Source organism: Sinosporangium siamense, assembly GCF_016863435.1.
Taxonomy (GTDB): domain Bacteria; phylum Actinomycetota; class Actinomycetes; order Streptosporangiales; family Streptosporangiaceae; genus Sinosporangium; species Sinosporangium siamense.
The window spans coordinates 44,383-60,570 of sequence record NZ_BOOW01000057.1; the positions used below are offsets into that span (position 1 = coordinate 44,383).

Below are 16,188 nucleotides of genomic sequence, written 5' to 3' on the forward strand. Positions count from 1 at the left end.
CGGGCATGTCCGCCCCTGGTGGACATGCCCGGCAGGCTAGCGGGTGTTCTTGTCGGGGCGTTCCCAGACGCGGATGGTGTTGAGGATGGGGGTGCCGGTGCGGGCGGTGAACTGCACGTTGAGCTGCCCGTCGAGGACCTTCACCGTGAACTGCCTGACGGTTGCGGCGCGCAGGCCGACCTCCTGCGACAGGTCCAGGGCGGGCACCGCGACCTCGCCCTCGATCCGCACGTCCATCACGCGGTGCTTGGCGCGGATGTCGCGGGTCTCGGCGAAACCGAGCTCCACTGTGTAGACGCCGTCGGGGATCTTGTCGAAGCGATATTCCGTCATCGACTCGCGGGCCTTTTTGAACAGCGCCCCGTCACGGGTGCCGTGGATCGGGCCCTTGGCCGTGTGGGTCTTGTTGACCGGGGCGAGATAGCCGTGACGACCGCGGGTGTATTTCCGGTCGGCCGACCAGTGTTCCCCGGCCGAGTCGACGGCCTTGCGTTTCGACCCCACGTCCACGGCGATCTGAACCTTGGGCACGATCACCGAGACCGGAATTCCGAGAAGGGGTTTCCTGCCGCTGGTCGACCGCACCAGCAGCTCCCCGGTGCGGAGTGAGCCCTTGACCGCTTTCGTGCCGCGCACGGTGACGGTCACCTTGGCCGAGGCGCCGGGGCCGAGTTTGCCGCCCGCCGGGCTCGCGCTCAGCCAGCTTCGCGCCGGATCGGTCTCCAGCGTGTAGGAGGTGGTGGTGCTGCCCCGGTTGGTGAGCACGACCGTGCCGCTCTTCACGGAGTCGGCCGCCATCACGAGATCGAGTGCCTTCACCGAGGCGGTGACCTTGCCGGTGCTCAAGGCGACGCCGACGGAGGTGCGTTTCCCGACCGTGACCGTCGCGACCTGGCTCAGCGAACCGTAATGCGCCTTGTCGGCCGAGACCCGGTAATCACCGGCCGGCACCTGCGCCGTGAACGTGCCGTCGACACCGGTGGAAAGCGTCGCCACATCGCCGATGTTCACAAAGGCTCCGGCCAGGGGGCGGCCGTCGTTGGCGTCGGTGACTTTGCCGGAGAGCAGCCCGTGGCGTCCCGCGGTGAAGGTCAGGCTCTGCCCGTCGGTGAGAGACGCCTGGTTGAAGGAGTATTGAAAACCGTCCCGGTCGTTGTGGTTGCTGAGCCCGACGGTGGCCCCGGTCCCCGTGGCCGCTCCGCCGCCGGCTCCCCGATAGCGGAAACCGATGGAGCCGTCCTCGCCGAGCAGCGCGGAAAACGAGATCCGCCTGCGGGGGTCGGCGTCGATGGCGGCGTTCCGCCATTCGACGACGAAAGTGCGATCGGGCGCGTTGCCCACGGTGGCGGTGTATATCCCGGCCTTGTCGTCGATCGACAGCTCATCCCAGAAGGGAATGACCGCTGCCTTGGGAGTGTCCTGCGACGGCGTCGGCCGGTTCAGGCCGCCGTTCTCCCGGTCGAGGAAACTGAGCCACCCGCGGGGGGAGACCCAGGCGTCGGTGTAGTCGCCGCCGTAGAAGAGAAAGGGAAACGGCAATTTGATCCGCCGGTCGTCGAACGGCAGTTTGCCGGTGCCTGCGACATAGGGCTCCTTGCCGCTGACGCAGGTGTAGCCGAAGGCGTCGGTACGGCGGGGCAGCGCGATGTCCTTGACCAGATCCCGGCGCACCGCCGCCGCCGTCGTGACCGGCCCGGAACAGTGGGTGTGCGGCGGCGTCACGGTCAACTCGTAGTCGCCCGGGGGAACGGCGAGCCGATAGCGGCCGGAGGCGTCGGTGGTCGTGCTCACCGGGGTGTCGCCCACGGCGACGACGGCCCCCGCGTCCGGGGCGCCGTCCACGGTGACGGTGCCCGAGACCATGCGGGTCGGCCGCGCCGTCAGCGGGATGTTGTGCGCGATGGCCGAGCCGGCGGTCACGGTGACCGTCGCGGCGGCATCCGCATATCCGATCTTCCGCGCGGTGACCTGATAAGTGCCGATCTTGAGGTGCGGCAGGGTGTACGCCCCGGCCGTGTTGGTGACCACCGTGCGGTGCATCGGCCCGGCGACCGTGACCGCGACCTGCGCCTGGCGCGCCCCGCCCGAGGTGACCGTGCCGGTCAGGCCGCCGGTCTCGCCAGTGGGCGAGTCCTGCACCGCCTTGTAGGCGTCGAGGCGGCCCTCACCCCAGACGTTGTTCTTCGCCCGGGTGCCGCCGCACGAGGTGTCGGCGACGTCGGCGGCGGTGTGGTCGAGCAGTTCGCGGGTGGCGGTGACGTCCCCCTTCAACGTGGGCGCCGCCGACCAGAGCAGCGCCACCGTGCCGGCGACGTGCGGGGCCGCCATCGACGTCCCGGAGAGCACGTCATAACTGTCGCCGGGCACCGAGGAGCGGATATTGACTCCGGGCGCGGCGACATTGGGTTTGATCCCGTGGTTCTCCCCGATGCCCCGGCTGGAGAAATGGGCGATGGCGCCGCCGATGTCGAACGCGCCCGCGCTGTAAGTCCCGGTGTCGGCACCCGGCGAGGACGTGCTGTTGCACGTCGGGCCGGAATCCCCGGCCGAGAACACGGGGAAGATCCCGGCCGCGATCCACGCGTCGATCATCGGCTTGGACCACGGGTGAAAGTCGTCGCCGCTCCACGAGTTGTTCACCACGTGAGGCGCGAGGTCGGGGCGGGGATTCTGACCGCTCACATCGGTCGGCGCGACCACCCATTGCCCCGCCGCCAGCAGATCGCTCGTCCAGCATGCGTCGAGACACGCCTGCGCGGCGATCCAGGTGGCCCCGGGGGCGACCCCGATGATGTCGGTGCCCGCGCCGCCGACCATGGTGCCCATGGTGTGGGTGCCGTGGCCGCTCAAATCACAGGGCGTGCCGAGCGGGCAATAGGTCGTGCCGGGCTCATACCAGTTGTAGTTGTGGTCGACCGTGCCGTCCGCTCTTCTGCCGCGATATTGGGCTGCTAGAGCGGGATGGTCGAACTGCACGCCGGTGTCGATGCTCGCCACCACGATGTCCTCGCCGCGTGTGCCGAACTCGCTCCAGACCCGGCGGGCCCCGATGCGGTCCACGTTCCATTCGACCGCGTTGACCTTCGCCTCGGATTTCTTCGGGCCAGGCACCGGCTCCGGCATGGGAATGGCGCGGTCGGCCTCGATGCGGTGTACCTCGGGCAGTTTCGCGATCTCCCTGGCGAGTCTGGCGTCGCCGGTCACCTTGACCGCGTTGACGATCCAGAACGGTGTGAAGCTCGCCTTGCGCGCGGTCAGGAATTTGCGGAGCCCGGCCTGGGTGCTCGCGGCGTACGCGTTTTTGGCCTTGTAGACCTGCGCGGCCTTGTCGCCCTTGTCTTTGGCGTTTGTCGCCGCACTCAGGTCGGCCCCTTCCTTGAGGTGCACGAGGAAGGTCGCCGTGGACTGGTCTGTGAGGTCGTGCAGAACGGCCTTGCTGATTTTGTGCGGCGCCGGGCCGGGCACGGCGGCGTGAGCTGCCCCCTGGGCCCAGAGCAGCGCGAGGATGGTGGCGGTTCCCGTCAGGATCGTTCGCCACCGCCGGGAAAAGCGCGGCAACGCGAACTCCTTCAGGAAGGGCGGGAGGACAATCCCGCTGGACGACGATCTCTCGGGGGCATGCGGAGGATCGTGGATTAATCCGGGGGGGTTTTCAAGTTTTGGAGCGATCGACAATGGGTATTCTTGCCGATTTATGGCTGATAGCAGCCGCTTCTGCATTGCCGCTGGCATGGTGGGCACCGCCGTGGCGGTGCGGGCCGATCTCGCCGACCGCGCGGGTGTCGACCACCTGCTTGAGGAGGCCGGGCGGCGCCTCGACGCCCTCGACATCCTGGTCAACAACGCGGTCGGGCCCATCGCAGGAGGCAAGGCGGCCATGGAGGTGTTCAGCGTGGTCGCGGCGGGTGAGCTCGGCGTGCGCGGCATCACGGTCAACGTGGTCTCGCCGGGGGCCACGGACACCGACCTGCTGCGTGAGACCAACCCGGAGGCGACTCTGGAGGTGTTGGTCGGCATGACGCCGCTGGGCCGACTCGGCCTGCCCGACGACATCGCCGATGTCGTGGCGTTTCTGGCGGGCCCGGACTCCCGGTGGGTGACGGGGCAGAACATCCGCGCTACCGGAGGGTTAGGTTATCTGCGCTGACCGAAACGCCGTTCATGGCCCGGACTGCACGGTCCGGAATAGTAGATGAAATTCCGTATATTGCTAAATGTCCGGCAGGGAAAATCCATTGATTTACGAGGCGACAACGGAGGGTGGCGGGGTAAATAAGCCGATGCGCGGATGGAATGCCCGATTTTACCGCGAATGGTGTTACCCCTAGGTTCGAACCCTCAAGGAGAGATGCCATGGTTCCCCCCACCTGCCCCATCGTGCTCGACCCCGCCGGAACGGACATCCAGGCCGAGGCGCGGCGCGTCCGCGACGCGGGCACGGCCCCGGTCGTGGAGTTGCCCGGTGCGGTGGAGGCGAGGCTGGTGACCGACTACAGCCGGATCAGGGAGGTCGCCTCCGACCCGCGCGTGTCCAAGGACGCCCGCAAACACTGGCCGCGGTATATCGACGGGGAGATCGCCGACGACTGGCCCCTGCATTTGTGGGTGTCGGTCAACAACATGTTCACCGCCTACGGCGACGACCACAAACGCCTGCGCCGGCTGATCGCCGGGGCCTTCACCGCCCGCCGCACCGAGGCGATGCGCCCCCGGGTGCAGAAGATCGCCGACGGGCTGCTGGACGAGCTGGCGGCTGTGCCGTACGGGGAGGTGGTGGATCTGCGGGAGGCCTATGCTGTGGCGCTGCCCGCCTGCGTGATCTCCGACCTGATCGGCCTGCCGGAGTCGGCGCGGCCCGCGATCCGGCGGGTGGTCGACAGCGTGTTCCACACCGCGGCGTCGCCGGAGGAGGTGCAGGCCACCACCATCGCGGGCTACACGCTTCTACACGAGCTCGTCGCGCAGAAGCGCGCAGAGCCGGGTGACGACATGGCCAGCGATCTGATCGCCGCCCGGGACGAGGACGGCTCGCGTCTCAGCGAACAGGAGCTCGTCGACACCCTGTTCCTCATGCTCGCCGCCGGGCACGAGACGACGGTCAACCTCATCGACCAGGCGACATACGCGCTGCTCAGCCACCCCGAGCAACTGGCGCTGATCCGCGGCGGCGAGGAGTCGTGGCAGGCCGCGGTGGAGGAGGCGCTCCGGTGGCAGGCGCCGGTGGCGAATCTGCCGATGCGCTACGCGGTCGAGGACATCGTGGTCGGCGACACCTTGATCAAGAAGGGGGAGGCGATCGTGCTCGGCCTGGCCGCCGCCGGTCGCGACCCGGAGCAGCACGGCTCCGACGCCGACCGGTTCGACATCACACGTGTCACCCGGGACCGGCATCTGTCGTTCGGGTATGGCGCGCATCATTGCCTGGGAGCGCCGCTGGCCCGGGTGGAGGGGGTGATCGCGCTGGAGTCGCTGTTCACGCGGTTCCCAGACATGGCCCTGGCCGTGGAGGGGCCGCCGGCGCACCTGGCGTCGTTCATCGCCAACGGTCACGACAGTCTGCCGGTGCGCCTCCACCGGGGGTGAAAGGGGCGCGACGGGAGTGTTCCCGCCCACGTCCGGAACACTCCCGTCGCGCCTGCCCACTCGGAGGTGATCTCCGCCGCCTGGAGCAGCCGCCTGGAGCACCCCGCCCACGCTCGGAACACTCTCGCCCGCGTGCTCATACGGAGGTGCACTCCCCGGCCCCCCGTTCGCGCATAAGGCGTCAGCGCACGAGGCGGAAGAACTCCCTGATGTCACCCACAAGCAGGTCGGGTGCCTCCATCGCGGCGAAGTGGCCGCCGCGCTCGAACTCCGACCAGTGCACGACCTTGTGGTCGCGTTCGGACACCCGGCGGACCGCGATGTCGCCGGGAAACACCGCCACCCCGTGGGGCACCGAGGAGTGCTCCTGAGGCCGTCCCCAGACGGCGGCGCTCTCCCTGTAGAGCCGCGCCGAGGAGGCCGCCGTGCCGGTCAGCCAGTAGACGCTCACGTTGGTGAGCATCTGGTCGAGGTCGACGGCCTCCTCGGGCAGGTCGTGGGCGGGGTCGGTCCACTCCTTGAACTTCTCCGCGATCCACGCGAGCTGGCCGGCGGGCGAGTCGTGCAGCCCGAACGCAACCGTCTGCGGGCGGGTGGACTGGATGATCGCGTAGCCCAATCCGTCCTGGCTCTCGGCCAGGCGGGCCTGCTGGGCCTCGGTCAGCTCGGCGAACTCGGCGGGGTCGCCCGAGGGGAAGCCGAGGCCGCCGTTGACGTGCACGCCGGCCACCCGCTGAGGCGCCACACGGCCGAGTTCGGGGGCGATGAAGGCGCCGGTGTCGCCACCCTGGGCACCGTAGCGGTCATATCCGAGGCGGTTCATAAGCTCCGCCCACGCCCGCGCCACTCTGCGTAGGTCCCATCCGGTTTCTCTGGTCGGGCCGGAGAAGCCGAAACCGGGGATGGAGGGGGCGACGACGTGGAAGGCGTCCGCCGGGTCGCCGCCGTACGCTCGGGGGTCGGTCAGCGGGCCGATGATCTTCATGAACTCGACCACCGAACCCGGCCAGCCGTGGGTGACGATCAGCGGCAGCGCGTCCGGCTCGGGGGAGCGCACATGCAGGAAGTGGATCTCCTGCCCGTCGATCTCGGTGGTGAACTGCGGGATCTCGTTCAGCGCCGCCTCGTGGCGACGCCAGTCGTAGGCGGTGCGCCAGTGCTCGGCCAGCTTCCTGGCGTAGGACACCGGCACGCCGTAGCTCCAGCCGACGCCGTTCAGATCGTCCGGCCACCGGGTGCGGGCGAGCCGGTCGTGCAGGTCGTCCAGGTCGGCCTGCGGGATGTCGATGTGGAAGGGGCGGATTTCCGGCTTGTGCGTCGTCATGTCCACCACGTTAGGCAGGGGTTAGGTCAATTCCGGTCCTAGGTGTACGGCACAGTGGGAACCATGCTGGAAACCTCGGCTCGCCTCCTCCGACTGCTCTCACTCCTGCAAACCCACCGGGAGTGGTCGGGCGCGGAGCTCGCCCAACGCCTCGGTGTGACCGGCCGTACGGTGCGCCGCGACGTGGACCGGCTCCGCGAACTCGGCTATCCCGTGCACGCCACGGCCGGCGTCTCCGGCTACCGGCTCGGCGCGGGGTCCACCCTGCCGCCGCTCCTGCTCGACGACGACGAGGCCGTCGCCGTGGCCGTGGGGCTGCGCACCGCGGCCGGAGGCGGGGTGACCGGCATCGAGGAGTCCTCCGTACGCGCCCTCGTGAAGCTCGAACAGGTCCTGCCGGCCCGGCTGCGCGCCCGCGTCGGCACTCTCCAGTCGATGACCGTGCCCCTGACCGCCGCCGGCCCCACCGTCGACCCGGAGCTCCTCACCGCCGTGGCCGCCGCCTGCCGCGACCACGAAGGGCTCAGATTCGACTATCAATCCCACGACGGCTCGGAGACGACACGCCTGGTCGAACCCCACCGTCTGGTCTCCTCCGGACGCCGCTGGTATCTGATCGCCTTCGACACCACCCGCGACGACTGGCGCACCTTCCGCCTCGACCGGGTACGGCTGCGCACGCCCGGCGGGCGCCGTTTCGTCCCGCGCGACCCGCCGGAGACCGACCTCGCGGGCTACACCACTCGCATGATCAGCAGTGCCCCCTACCGCTATCGGGGCCGCTTCACGGTGCACGCGCCCGCCGCCGAGGTCGGCGCCCGTTTCCCGCCGGCCGTCGCCCTTGTCGAACCCCTCGACGAGGGCAGCTGCACACTCGTCAGCGGCGCGAATAGCTTGGACGAGATGCTCTTTTACGTCATGTCGCTCGGCGTGCCGTTCGAAGTGCACGAGCCGGGCGAGCTCGTCGACCACATCCGGGTGCTCATCGGCCGTCTCACGGCAGCCCTCCCGGATTGATCCCGCACGAGTGTCGATATGGCCGAGTGCCGTTCGTGTAGGGGACAGAACACCGGCAGCCGAAAGGATCACGCGATGAAGCAATATCTGCTGAGCATCTACCAGCCCGTTGGAGACCCGCCCCCGCCCGAGGTCCTGGAGCCGATCATGCGGAACCTCGGCAAGCTGAACGAGGAGATGCGGGCCAGCGGCGCCTGGGTGTTCGCCGCCCCCTTGCACGACCCGAGCACGGCCACCGTGGTGCGGGCCAAGGAGGGCGACGTGCTCATGACGGACGGTCCGTACATCGAAGGCAAGGAATACCTCGGCGGCTTCACCGTCATCCAGGCCCCCGATCTGGACGCCGCCCTCGTCTGGGGAGGCAGGCTCGCCGAGGTGCTGCACCCCCTCGCCATCGAGGTGAGGCCGATCGAGAGCGGCTGACCCGCTGTGACACCCCTTCCCGAGCCGGAGATCGACCGCGTGTTCCGCGCCGAATACGGGCGCGCGGTCGCCGTCCTGGTGCGCCTCCTCGGCGACATCGACCTTGCCGAGGAGGCGGTGCAGGACGCGTTCACCGAGGCCGTGAAGCGGTGGCCGGCCGACGGCGCACCCCCCAGCCCGGCAGGCTGGATCATCACCACCGCCCGCAACAGGGCGATCGACCGCTTCAGGCGAGAGGCCAGACGCGACGAACGGCACGCGCAGGCGGCCCTCCTCCACGACCGCCCGCCTGAGCCGCACGAGGAGGGGCCCGTGCGCGACGAGCGACTCCGGCTGATCTTCACCTGCTGCCACCCCGCGCTCGCCGTCAACGCCCAGGTCGCGCTGACACTGCGGCTGCTCGGCGGGCTCACCACCGCGGAGATCGCCCGCGCCTTCCTGGTGAGCGAACAGACGATGGCACAGCGCCTCGTCCGCGCCAAAGGCAAGATCCGCGACGCGCGGATCCCGTATCGCGTGCCGCGGGAGGCGGATCTCCCCGGGCGGCTGCGCTCGGTGCTCGCGGTGATCTACCTCATCTTCAACGAGGGCTACGCGGCGAGCACGGGCGACAGCCTGGTCCGCGAGGACCTCTGCACGGAGGCCATCCGGCTCGGGAGGCTCCTGACCGAGCTCATGCCCGACGAACCCGAGGCGCTGGGGCTGCTCGCGCTCATGCTCCTGACCGAGTCGCGCCGCGCGGCCCGCACCACGGCGGGCGGCGAGCTGGTGCTGCTAGCCGACCAGGACCGCCGCCGCTGGGACCAAACCCTCATCGCCGAAGGCCAGGAGCTGGTACGGCGATGCCTGCGGCGCGCGAGCCCCGGCGCCTACCAGATCCAGGCCGCCGTCAACGCGGTGCACAGCGACGCAGCCTCGGCGGCCGAGACCGACTGGGGGCAGATCGTGCGGCTCTACGACCTGCTCATGATGGTGGCCCCCAGCCCGGTGGCGGCGGTGAACCGGGCGGTCGCGATCGCCGAGATCGAGGGGCCGGAGGTGGCGCTGCGCCTCGTGGACGCCCTCGGCCTCGACGGCTATTACCTGTTCCACGCCATCCGTGCGGACCTGCTCCGCCGTCTGTGCCGTATCTCCGAGGCGGCGCGGGCCTACGACGCGGCGCTCGCCCTGGCGGGCAACGCGGCCGAGCGCGACTTCCTGCGGCGGCGACGTGAGTCGCTCACCGACTAGTGGCCCGCGGCGGCCTTGGGATGCATGACAAACATGGTCACAGTGCTAGACGGGGGGAGCGAGGGAGAAGTAGCGGCCGAGGTCGCCCGACACGCGCAGGCGTTCGGCGGGGACACGCTGCCAGAGGAAGAGCATCAGTTCGGAGGCCGTGCCGGTCACGTCGCCGTCGTAGGTGTCGAAGCGCTCGCCTGTGCGCACCTGGTCGCCGTCGAACACCACCGTCCACTCCTCCGGTCCGTCGTCGCGCCTGAAGCGGAAACGTTCCCCGCCGCCGGGGGGTGCCTGCCGCCAGGCGCGGCGGGCGGGCACCATGATGTCGAAGGTCTGGGCGACGGCGTCCACGGCGAGGTCGGGGTGGATCGGGCTCGGCCGGCCCGTCGCGAGTTCGGCGTCGTAGCGGTGGACGGCGGCCTCGATGGTCTGCATGCGCAGCCAGAAGCCCACCGTGTGATCGTCGGACCAGGTCCACACGCGGTCGCCGGGGCCTGCCTCGGTGAACAAGTAGCCGAGGAGGGCGGCGCCCTTGGCGAACCAGTCGAGCAGGCCGGCCGGCGTCGGGCCGGTGTTGGGGGCGTCCTCCGGCCGGGGCCAGCCCGCGGAGACCTCAGGCAGGCCGAGGAGCGTGATGTCGGTCATGTCGTGCGGCTCGGGGAGCCGGTTGCCGATGAGGTGAATCAGCTGCCGGTGCACTCCGCCCAGATGCATGACCAGGTCGTTCATCGACCATCCGGGGCAGGTGGGAATCAGCGGTGAGGCACCCATTCTGGCCGTGCGTTGCGCCGCCGCGTGGAACGCCTGGACTTCCGTATCGAAATGGGAAAGGTGATCCATGACCTCACTCTGCCACCTCCCTTTCGGCCTCGGGGCGTGTCACCCGCCCCTCGTGCCAGATCGGCTCCGGGGCATCCGCGTCAACGGCCGGGCCGCTTTGTCCTAGGTGTCGACTCCCGCGCCCGCGGCGGCGGGGCAAACTTTCGAAAGTCTATTGACCAATCGAATGTGTGCAGAGTACACCTATAGGAGATCTACGAGCTCAGCGAATCAAGCAAGCTCTTCCCAACTACGTACTCACTGCCTGATTTCACATGGTTCCGGCCTCGCCCACGGAACTGCCCGTTCCGCGCCCGCCTGACCTCCACGACATTGGAGCGGTCCAGCAACGCGGCGCCGTACACAACCATGGAGAAGCCATGCTCACCAGCACATATGGGCCGCAATCCACGTATCTCTCGCGCAAGGGGAGGCAACTGCGCGGGGTTCTAGGAGTCTTTCTAGCCATAGCCGTGGCCGCGGCCTGCGGCTCGGACGGCCAGGAGAAGAAGGCGAGCGGGCCGAAGGCGAAGCCCGTCGTACGGTTCGGCGTGCCCGTGCCTTTGAACGATTGGGAAACGCTCGACCGGGGCAACAGCACGTACTCCTCGCTCGTATACGAGGGGCTGGTTGCCCTGGCGAGTGACGGTGCCACAATCCAGCCGGGGCTGGCCCGCGAGTGGAAGGAAACCGACAGGGAAGTGACCTTCACCCTGGAAGAGGGGGTGGTCTTCCATGACGGCACTCCATTCGACGCCACGGCAGTAGTGAAGAACCTGGAGCGGATGCGCGCGGACTCGCCCCGCTGGAAGGGGATCATGAGCACGGTCACCGGCTTCGAGGCGGTGGACGGCAATCATGTGAGAATCAAGCTGAAGGGCTCCGCGCCCTCATTGCTGCCGAACCTCGCACGCAGCCAGGGATACATCATCTCGCCGGTCGCCCTGGACGCCGGGACCTGGGCGAAGTCACCCTCCGGGACAGGCCCGTACACCTATGACCAGGCACGCTCGGTGTCAGGCTCCAAGGTGGTGGGCAAGGTCTTCGACCGCTACCGCGATCCGGAGAAGATCGGCACCGGCGGCATCGAAATCCACTTCATCAACGACCCGGACTCCCTGCTGAACGCGCTCTCCGCCGGGCAACTGGACATCGCCTACTCCACGGCGTCCTACAGCAAGCGAGTGGAGCGAAACGGCCTGGGCCTCGCCACCTATCCGTCCTCCCTCTTCCACCTGCAGATGTATGACACCAAGGGGGTGCTGAGCGACAAGAGGATACGGCAGGCCATCTGCCTGGCGATGAACCCGCAGGAATACGCCGATGCGCAGTACGCCGGTTATTCCAAGGTGTGGATGCAGCGTATGCGGGAGGGCCAGCAGGGCTACAACCCCGACGTCAAGGGCTATCCCCACGACCTCGTCAAAGCGAAGCAGCTGATGTCCGAGGCGGGCGATCCCAAGGTGAGCTTCGTCCTGCCGACTTATGACATCCAGCGGCCGACCAGCGAGCTCTTCCGTGCGCAGATGGCGGCGATCGGGGTGGACGTGAAACTGGAAATGATGACCTGGGGCCAGTTCTACACGGTCTACAACAACGGCAAGTATCCTGCGGCAATCCTCTCCGACTTCGGTGACGCCAGCGCCTACGACTACTACCTCTACAAGTTTTCCACAGGCGCCGGAAATCCCAAGAAGGTCGCATACCCGGCCCTCGACAAGGTGGTCGAGCGGGCGCTTGCCGCACCGGACCGCGAGGCCGCCGACACGGCGTGGGCCGAGATGACCAAGATCGTTAACGATGAGGCGCTGGACTGCGGATACTTCGAGCAGCCGTACTTCTGGGCATTCAACAAGCAGAAGGTCGAGAACGTGAACTCGACGGCGACCGTGCCGGCCGCGATCCGCTATGCCGAACTCGTGGCCAAGGGCTGAGGCGTGCCCTTCTCCCCTGACGCGATGCATCCCCACCAAGGAGCTTTCTGTTGTCCAGCATTCTGATCAAGAACGGCTTCGTCGTCACGATGGATCCCCGCCTCGGGACCCTGACCCGGGGTGACGTCCTCATCCGGGGCGACCGGATCGAAGCAGTCGGCACGGATCTCGAAGGACCGGCCGACAAGGTCATCGACGCTTCCGGAAAGATCGTCATTCCGGGCTTGATCGACACGCATATTCACATGTGGCAGCACCCCCTGCGCGGCCTTGCCTCCGAGCTGTGGAGCCACCACATCTACAAGACGGTCATCACACCGACGCGCGAGAATTTCAGCGCGAAGGACTTCGGGACCGCCGTATACCTCTGCGGCCTGGAGATGCTCGACCGGGGTGTCACCGGAGCGCTGGACTTCTGCCACGGAATCATGTCGCCGGGCCACGCCCGTGCGGCATTCGACGCGCATTCCCGCACCGGGCAGCGTGTGCTGATGGCCTACGGGCTCTCCCTGGGCTACTCGTTCAAGGGGCAGACTCTCGACCGCTCACACAGCGCGAAACTGGACGACATCGTCGAACTCCGGTCCGAGCAGCGCGACGAATCGATGGTGACGTTGGGCGTGGGGCTCTCCGAGATGGAGACCGCCGGCCTGGAACTCTTCACGAAGGAGCGGGACTTCGTCCGCGAGCACGGCCTGCGGGCCACGTTCCACCAGAACTCACCGGGACAGATCCTCACCCTTCACGAGCGGGGGATGCTCGGCGCCGATCTGGTCCCGGTCCACGTCAACTCGGTGACGGACCGGGAGTTGCGGCTGCTCGAAGAGGCCGAGGTCGCCATCTCCGTCACGCCCGAGGTGGAGATATCGGTCGGTCGTTCCATGAGCGTGCTCAACCGGGCGCTCCGCGAGGATGTGAAACTGTGCATCGGCACGGACACACCGTCCCGCGTGTCGATCGACCTGCTGAGCCAGCTCCGGCTGTCCCTCACCCTGGTCCAGGCGCACGACGCGCAGGAGGCTCGGGCGGCGGGACGCCTGCCGCTGTCCGCTCGTGAGGACTCCCGATCGGCGTCCCCCGGTGACATGCTGGCCACCGCGACGGTGAACCCCGCCCACGCCCTCGGCCTGGGCGACAGCCTGGGCACGCTGGCACCCGGGAAGCTGGCCGACGTCGTCCTGCTGGAGACCTGGCCCTTCGGGGACCCGATCGGCGATCCGGCGGCTCATGCCGTACTTTTCAGCTCCTCCCGCGACGTGGACACCGTGATCGCCGGCGGTGTCGTGCGCAAGGAGAAGGGCGCGCTGGTCGGCGTCGACCTGCAGGACGTCGCCGACAGCCTCGCCGACCTGCGCAGCCGCGTGCTCGGCTGATCGCGAATGGCATAGCCCGGCATGGCCCTGCCGTCATGCCGGGCTTTCGCGTGCGCCGATCAGCAGGTCGGGGGTTTGCGTGATGTGCGCGCGCAGAAGGGCCGCGGCCCGGTCGGCGTCGCGATCCAGGGCGGCGGCGACCAGGGCCCGATGCTCGTCCGCGTGGCCGCGGTCGAACGCGGGCGCGACCGCTACCGACCAGCGGCGGTAGAGTGCGGCCTCCTCGCGCAGCGCACGGGCGGTCTCCGCCAGCCTGCGGTTCGGGCACCCGGCGAGCAGGGCGAAGTGGAAGGCCGCGTGCGCAGTGATCCACGCTTCACTGAGCCCGGCGTCGGACTCGGGATCGAGGCAGGGCGTGCGATCGAGCATGTGATGAGCGGCGACGACGTCGGCCTCCCACCGCACATCGCCGTGCGTCACCGACATGCGGAACACCAACGTCTCGATCTCGACCCGGGCCTGGGTCAAGTCGGCCAGATCATCGTTGGACAGCGGGGTCACCGTGTATCCCAAATGGGCCCGCGCCTTGACCAGCCCTTCGGCCTTCAGGCGGACGAGCGCCTCACGCGCCGCGCCGACACTGGTGTTGTAATGCTCGCACAGATCGGGGAACTTCAAGCGCTCGCCCGGGGTGAGCCGGCCCCCCAGAATATCGGCGCGGAGTCGTTGGTAGATGCCCTCAGCGCGGGTCGTCGAACCACTCTGGCGTGCCATATGAACATTCTATTTGAATACGAAGGCGATGTTTGCTTTCGAAGCTTGTGAAAGTAATCGAATCTTTCGCCTCGTGAGTGCCGCGCACGCCGCCTATCTGTTGCTAATTGGCATGGCCACTATGCCAATCAACAACCCATTGCCAGCCACTTGAGAAGTCGTCTTGAGAAGTCGGCTTAGAAGTCGTCGCCCTCCGCCGAGCACCTACGGGCGCACCGTGACGCCTGCCCCACGCTCGCCGCTCACGGGCCGCCGCTCGGCCACGACCGGGACGAGACGTTCGGGCGGCTGGGGCCGGGTCACCTTCTCGCCGACATTCGAGTCAATGGCGAGGCGGCTATGTAGTCCTTGGTTGTAGGAGTTCTAGGTTCGCGCCGCATACTTAAGTTCTGATCGGCTCCTCCTTCCCGATGATCGCCCGATCATTCCCAAAGCCGACGACTCCAGGGTGATTTCCTGTGAAGGTCGCCTTATCGGGTTTTTCCACTCCGAAAGGCGATGAAAGATGGCACGTCGGGCATGGTTGGTCGCCGGTTTGGCCGCAGCAGTTCTCATGGGTGGTACGGCGACGCCCGCGTTAGCCCAGCCCACCCCCACCACACTCGACAAGTCCGCCCTCCGGCAAACGCTGAAGGCGATCACCGACGGTGGCATATACGGCGTTTACTCCCACGCCCGAGACGGCAGGCGGCAGTGGCGCGGGGCCTCCGGAGTCGCGGACGTGTCGACACAACGCCCCACACGGCCGGACATGTATCACCGAGCTGGCAGCATCACCAAGACCTTCGTGGCGACCGCCGTGTTGCAGCAGGTCGAGCGCGGCACGGTTGAACTCGACGCCTCCGTCGAACGCTACCTCCCCGGCCTCCTGCCCGACTCGCGCGTCACCGTGCGTATGCTGCTCAACCACACCAGCCATATCAGCGACTACGACCACATCATCTTCGCGACCGTCGACGACCTCGAAGCGAACCGCCACCGCACCTTCAGCCGGCGGGAACTCGTCGAGATCGGCTTGAGCGGCGGCAAGACCGGCGAGCCCGGCGTCCTCCCGGGAAGCTACTCCAACACCAACTACGCCGTGCTGGGGCTCCTGCTGGAGAAGGTCACCGGCATGGACCCCGAACGCTACATCACCCGCCACGTGATCCAGCGGGCCGGACTCTCGAACACCTTCTTCCCCCGGACCTCGCAGCTGCCCCGCCCGCACTCGCTCGCCTACGAATCGCTCGGCGGCTACTACAACCCGCCCCGGGACTTCTCCACCTACAACATGTCGTGGGGAGACATGGCCGGGGCCGTCGTCTCCACCATGGCCGACCTCAACACGTTCTATCGCGCGCTTTTCCAGGGACGGCTCATCGGCGCGGAGCAACTCGCCGAGATGCGCACCACGGTGCCGGTCACAAGCGGGCCTGGAGCGACCAACTCCACCTCCTACGGCCTCGGCATCTTCTCACTCCCCACACCCTGCGGAACGGTGTGGGGCCACGACGGCGGCGTCCTCGGCATGCTCACCCTGTCGTTCTCCACAGCCGACGGCGGCAAGCAGTCGTCCATCGGCGTGAATCTCACGAACCACCCCGGCGCCGCCGCGGGCGGGTCCGCGATGGGCATGCATCTCCTCACCGCCATTTGCGGCCCGCAGTCGACGTGGCCCTCCTCCGCCCAGAAGACCGCACCGGCCCTTCCCTTCAACTCGGGCCTCCCCTTCAGCTCAGGCATCCGCCCTCTTGCCTCGAAGTCCGGCTAATCCTCAACCGAAAGAGAACCACCGATC

Annotated in this window: 12 protein-coding genes; 8 read left to right on the forward strand and 4 right to left on the reverse strand. The window is 68.0% G+C overall.

Going from position 1 to position 16,188, the window contains the following annotated elements:
• Positions 1-36 precede the first annotated feature (36 nt).
• A complete protein-coding gene (locus tag Ssi02_RS36820; RefSeq protein ID WP_204032960.1) occupies positions 37-3,558 on the reverse strand; it encodes a S8 family serine peptidase in 3,522 nt (1,173 codons plus the stop codon).
• 172 nt (positions 3,559-3,730) lie between these two features.
• Between Ssi02_RS36820 and Ssi02_RS39160 the strand changes: the two genes are divergently transcribed.
• Positions 3,731-4,147: an SDR family oxidoreductase gene (locus Ssi02_RS39160; protein ID WP_239130352.1), complete on the forward strand. Its 417-nt coding sequence runs from the start codon at positions 3,731-3,733 to the stop codon at positions 4,145-4,147.
• Between the two features lie 206 nt (positions 4,148-4,353).
• Complete coding sequence (locus Ssi02_RS36830) at positions 4,354-5,583, forward strand: cytochrome P450 family protein (RefSeq protein WP_204032907.1); 1,230 nt, start codon at positions 4,354-4,356, stop codon at positions 5,581-5,583.
• Between the two features lie 181 nt (positions 5,584-5,764).
• Here Ssi02_RS36830 and Ssi02_RS36835 read toward each other — a convergent pair whose 3' ends face one another.
• Positions 5,765-6,907 carry an epoxide hydrolase family protein gene (locus tag Ssi02_RS36835; RefSeq protein WP_204032910.1) on the reverse strand — a complete coding sequence of 381 codons (1,143 nt, stop codon included), beginning with the start codon at positions 6,905-6,907 and terminating at the stop codon, positions 5,765-5,767.
• 63 nt (positions 6,908-6,970) lie between these two features.
• Here Ssi02_RS36835 and Ssi02_RS36840 point away from each other — a divergent pair, with 63 nt between their 5' ends.
• The 3 genes from Ssi02_RS36840 (at position 6,971) to Ssi02_RS36850 (ending at position 9,577) form a co-directional block, all read left to right on the forward strand.
• Positions 6,971-7,924, forward strand: a complete 954-nt coding sequence (locus Ssi02_RS36840) for a helix-turn-helix transcriptional regulator (protein ID WP_204032912.1) — start codon at positions 6,971-6,973, stop codon at positions 7,922-7,924.
• Positions 7,925-7,999: 75 nt separating this feature from the next.
• Positions 8,000-8,347, forward strand: coding sequence for a YciI family protein (locus tag Ssi02_RS36845; protein WP_204032915.1), 348 nt, complete (start codon positions 8,000-8,002; stop codon positions 8,345-8,347).
• A 6-nt stretch (positions 8,348-8,353) separates the two neighbouring features.
• The gene (locus tag Ssi02_RS36850) at positions 8,354-9,577 is read left to right on the forward strand and encodes an RNA polymerase sigma factor (protein WP_204032918.1); all 1,224 of its coding nucleotides are present in this window, start codon (positions 8,354-8,356) and stop codon (positions 9,575-9,577) included.
• A gap of 45 nt (positions 9,578-9,622) precedes the next feature.
• Here the strand turns inward: Ssi02_RS36850 and Ssi02_RS36855 are convergent, their stop codons facing one another.
• Entirely contained in the window at positions 9,623-10,408 is a 786-nt protein-coding gene (locus tag Ssi02_RS36855; RefSeq protein WP_307825870.1) for a maleylpyruvate isomerase family mycothiol-dependent enzyme, read from the reverse strand.
• 359 nt (positions 10,409-10,767) lie between these two features.
• Here Ssi02_RS36855 and Ssi02_RS36860 point away from each other — a divergent pair, with 359 nt between their 5' ends.
• Positions 10,768-12,321, forward strand: coding sequence for an ABC transporter substrate-binding protein (locus Ssi02_RS36860; protein ID WP_204032923.1), 1,554 nt, complete (start codon positions 10,768-10,770; stop codon positions 12,319-12,321).
• A gap of 50 nt (positions 12,322-12,371) precedes the next feature.
• On the forward strand, positions 12,372-13,694 hold the full coding sequence (locus Ssi02_RS36865; RefSeq protein ID WP_204032926.1) for an amidohydrolase family protein: 1,323 nt from the start codon (positions 12,372-12,374) through the stop codon (positions 13,692-13,694).
• 33 nt (positions 13,695-13,727) lie between these two features.
• Here the strand turns inward: Ssi02_RS36865 and Ssi02_RS36870 are convergent, their stop codons facing one another.
• Positions 13,728-14,408: a GntR family transcriptional regulator gene (locus Ssi02_RS36870; protein ID WP_204032928.1), complete on the reverse strand. Its 681-nt coding sequence runs from the start codon at positions 14,406-14,408 to the stop codon at positions 13,728-13,730.
• A gap of 535 nt (positions 14,409-14,943) precedes the next feature.
• On the opposite strand from Ssi02_RS36870, the gene Ssi02_RS36875 reads away from it, so the two are divergent.
• Positions 14,944-16,161: a serine hydrolase domain-containing protein gene (locus Ssi02_RS36875; protein WP_239130354.1), complete on the forward strand. Its 1,218-nt coding sequence runs from the start codon at positions 14,944-14,946 to the stop codon at positions 16,159-16,161.
• The last annotated feature ends 27 nt before the right edge of the window (positions 16,162-16,188 follow it).

Coding starts and splice junctions, on each gene's coding strand:
- Ssi02_RS39160 (WP_239130352.1), top strand. CDS start 3,731: ATGGTGGGCACCGCCGTGGCGGTGCGGGCCGATCTCGCCGACCGCGCG.
- Ssi02_RS36830 (WP_204032907.1), top strand. CDS start 4,354: ATGGTTCCCCCCACCTGCCCCATCGTGCTCGACCCCGCCGGAACGGAC.
- Ssi02_RS36835 (WP_204032910.1), bottom strand. CDS start 6,907: ATGACGACGCACAAGCCGGAAATCCGCCCCTTCCACATCGACATCCCG.
- Ssi02_RS36840 (WP_204032912.1), top strand. CDS start 6,971: ATGCTGGAAACCTCGGCTCGCCTCCTCCGACTGCTCTCACTCCTGCAA.
- Ssi02_RS36845 (WP_204032915.1), top strand. CDS start 8,000: ATGAAGCAATATCTGCTGAGCATCTACCAGCCCGTTGGAGACCCGCCC.
- Ssi02_RS36855 (WP_307825870.1), bottom strand. CDS start 10,408: ATGGATCACCTTTCCCATTTCGATACGGAAGTCCAGGCGTTCCACGCG.
- Ssi02_RS36860 (WP_204032923.1), top strand. CDS start 10,768: ATGCTCACCAGCACATATGGGCCGCAATCCACGTATCTCTCGCGCAAG.
- Ssi02_RS36870 (WP_204032928.1), bottom strand. CDS start 14,408: ATGGCACGCCAGAGTGGTTCGACGACCCGCGCTGAGGGCATCTACCAA.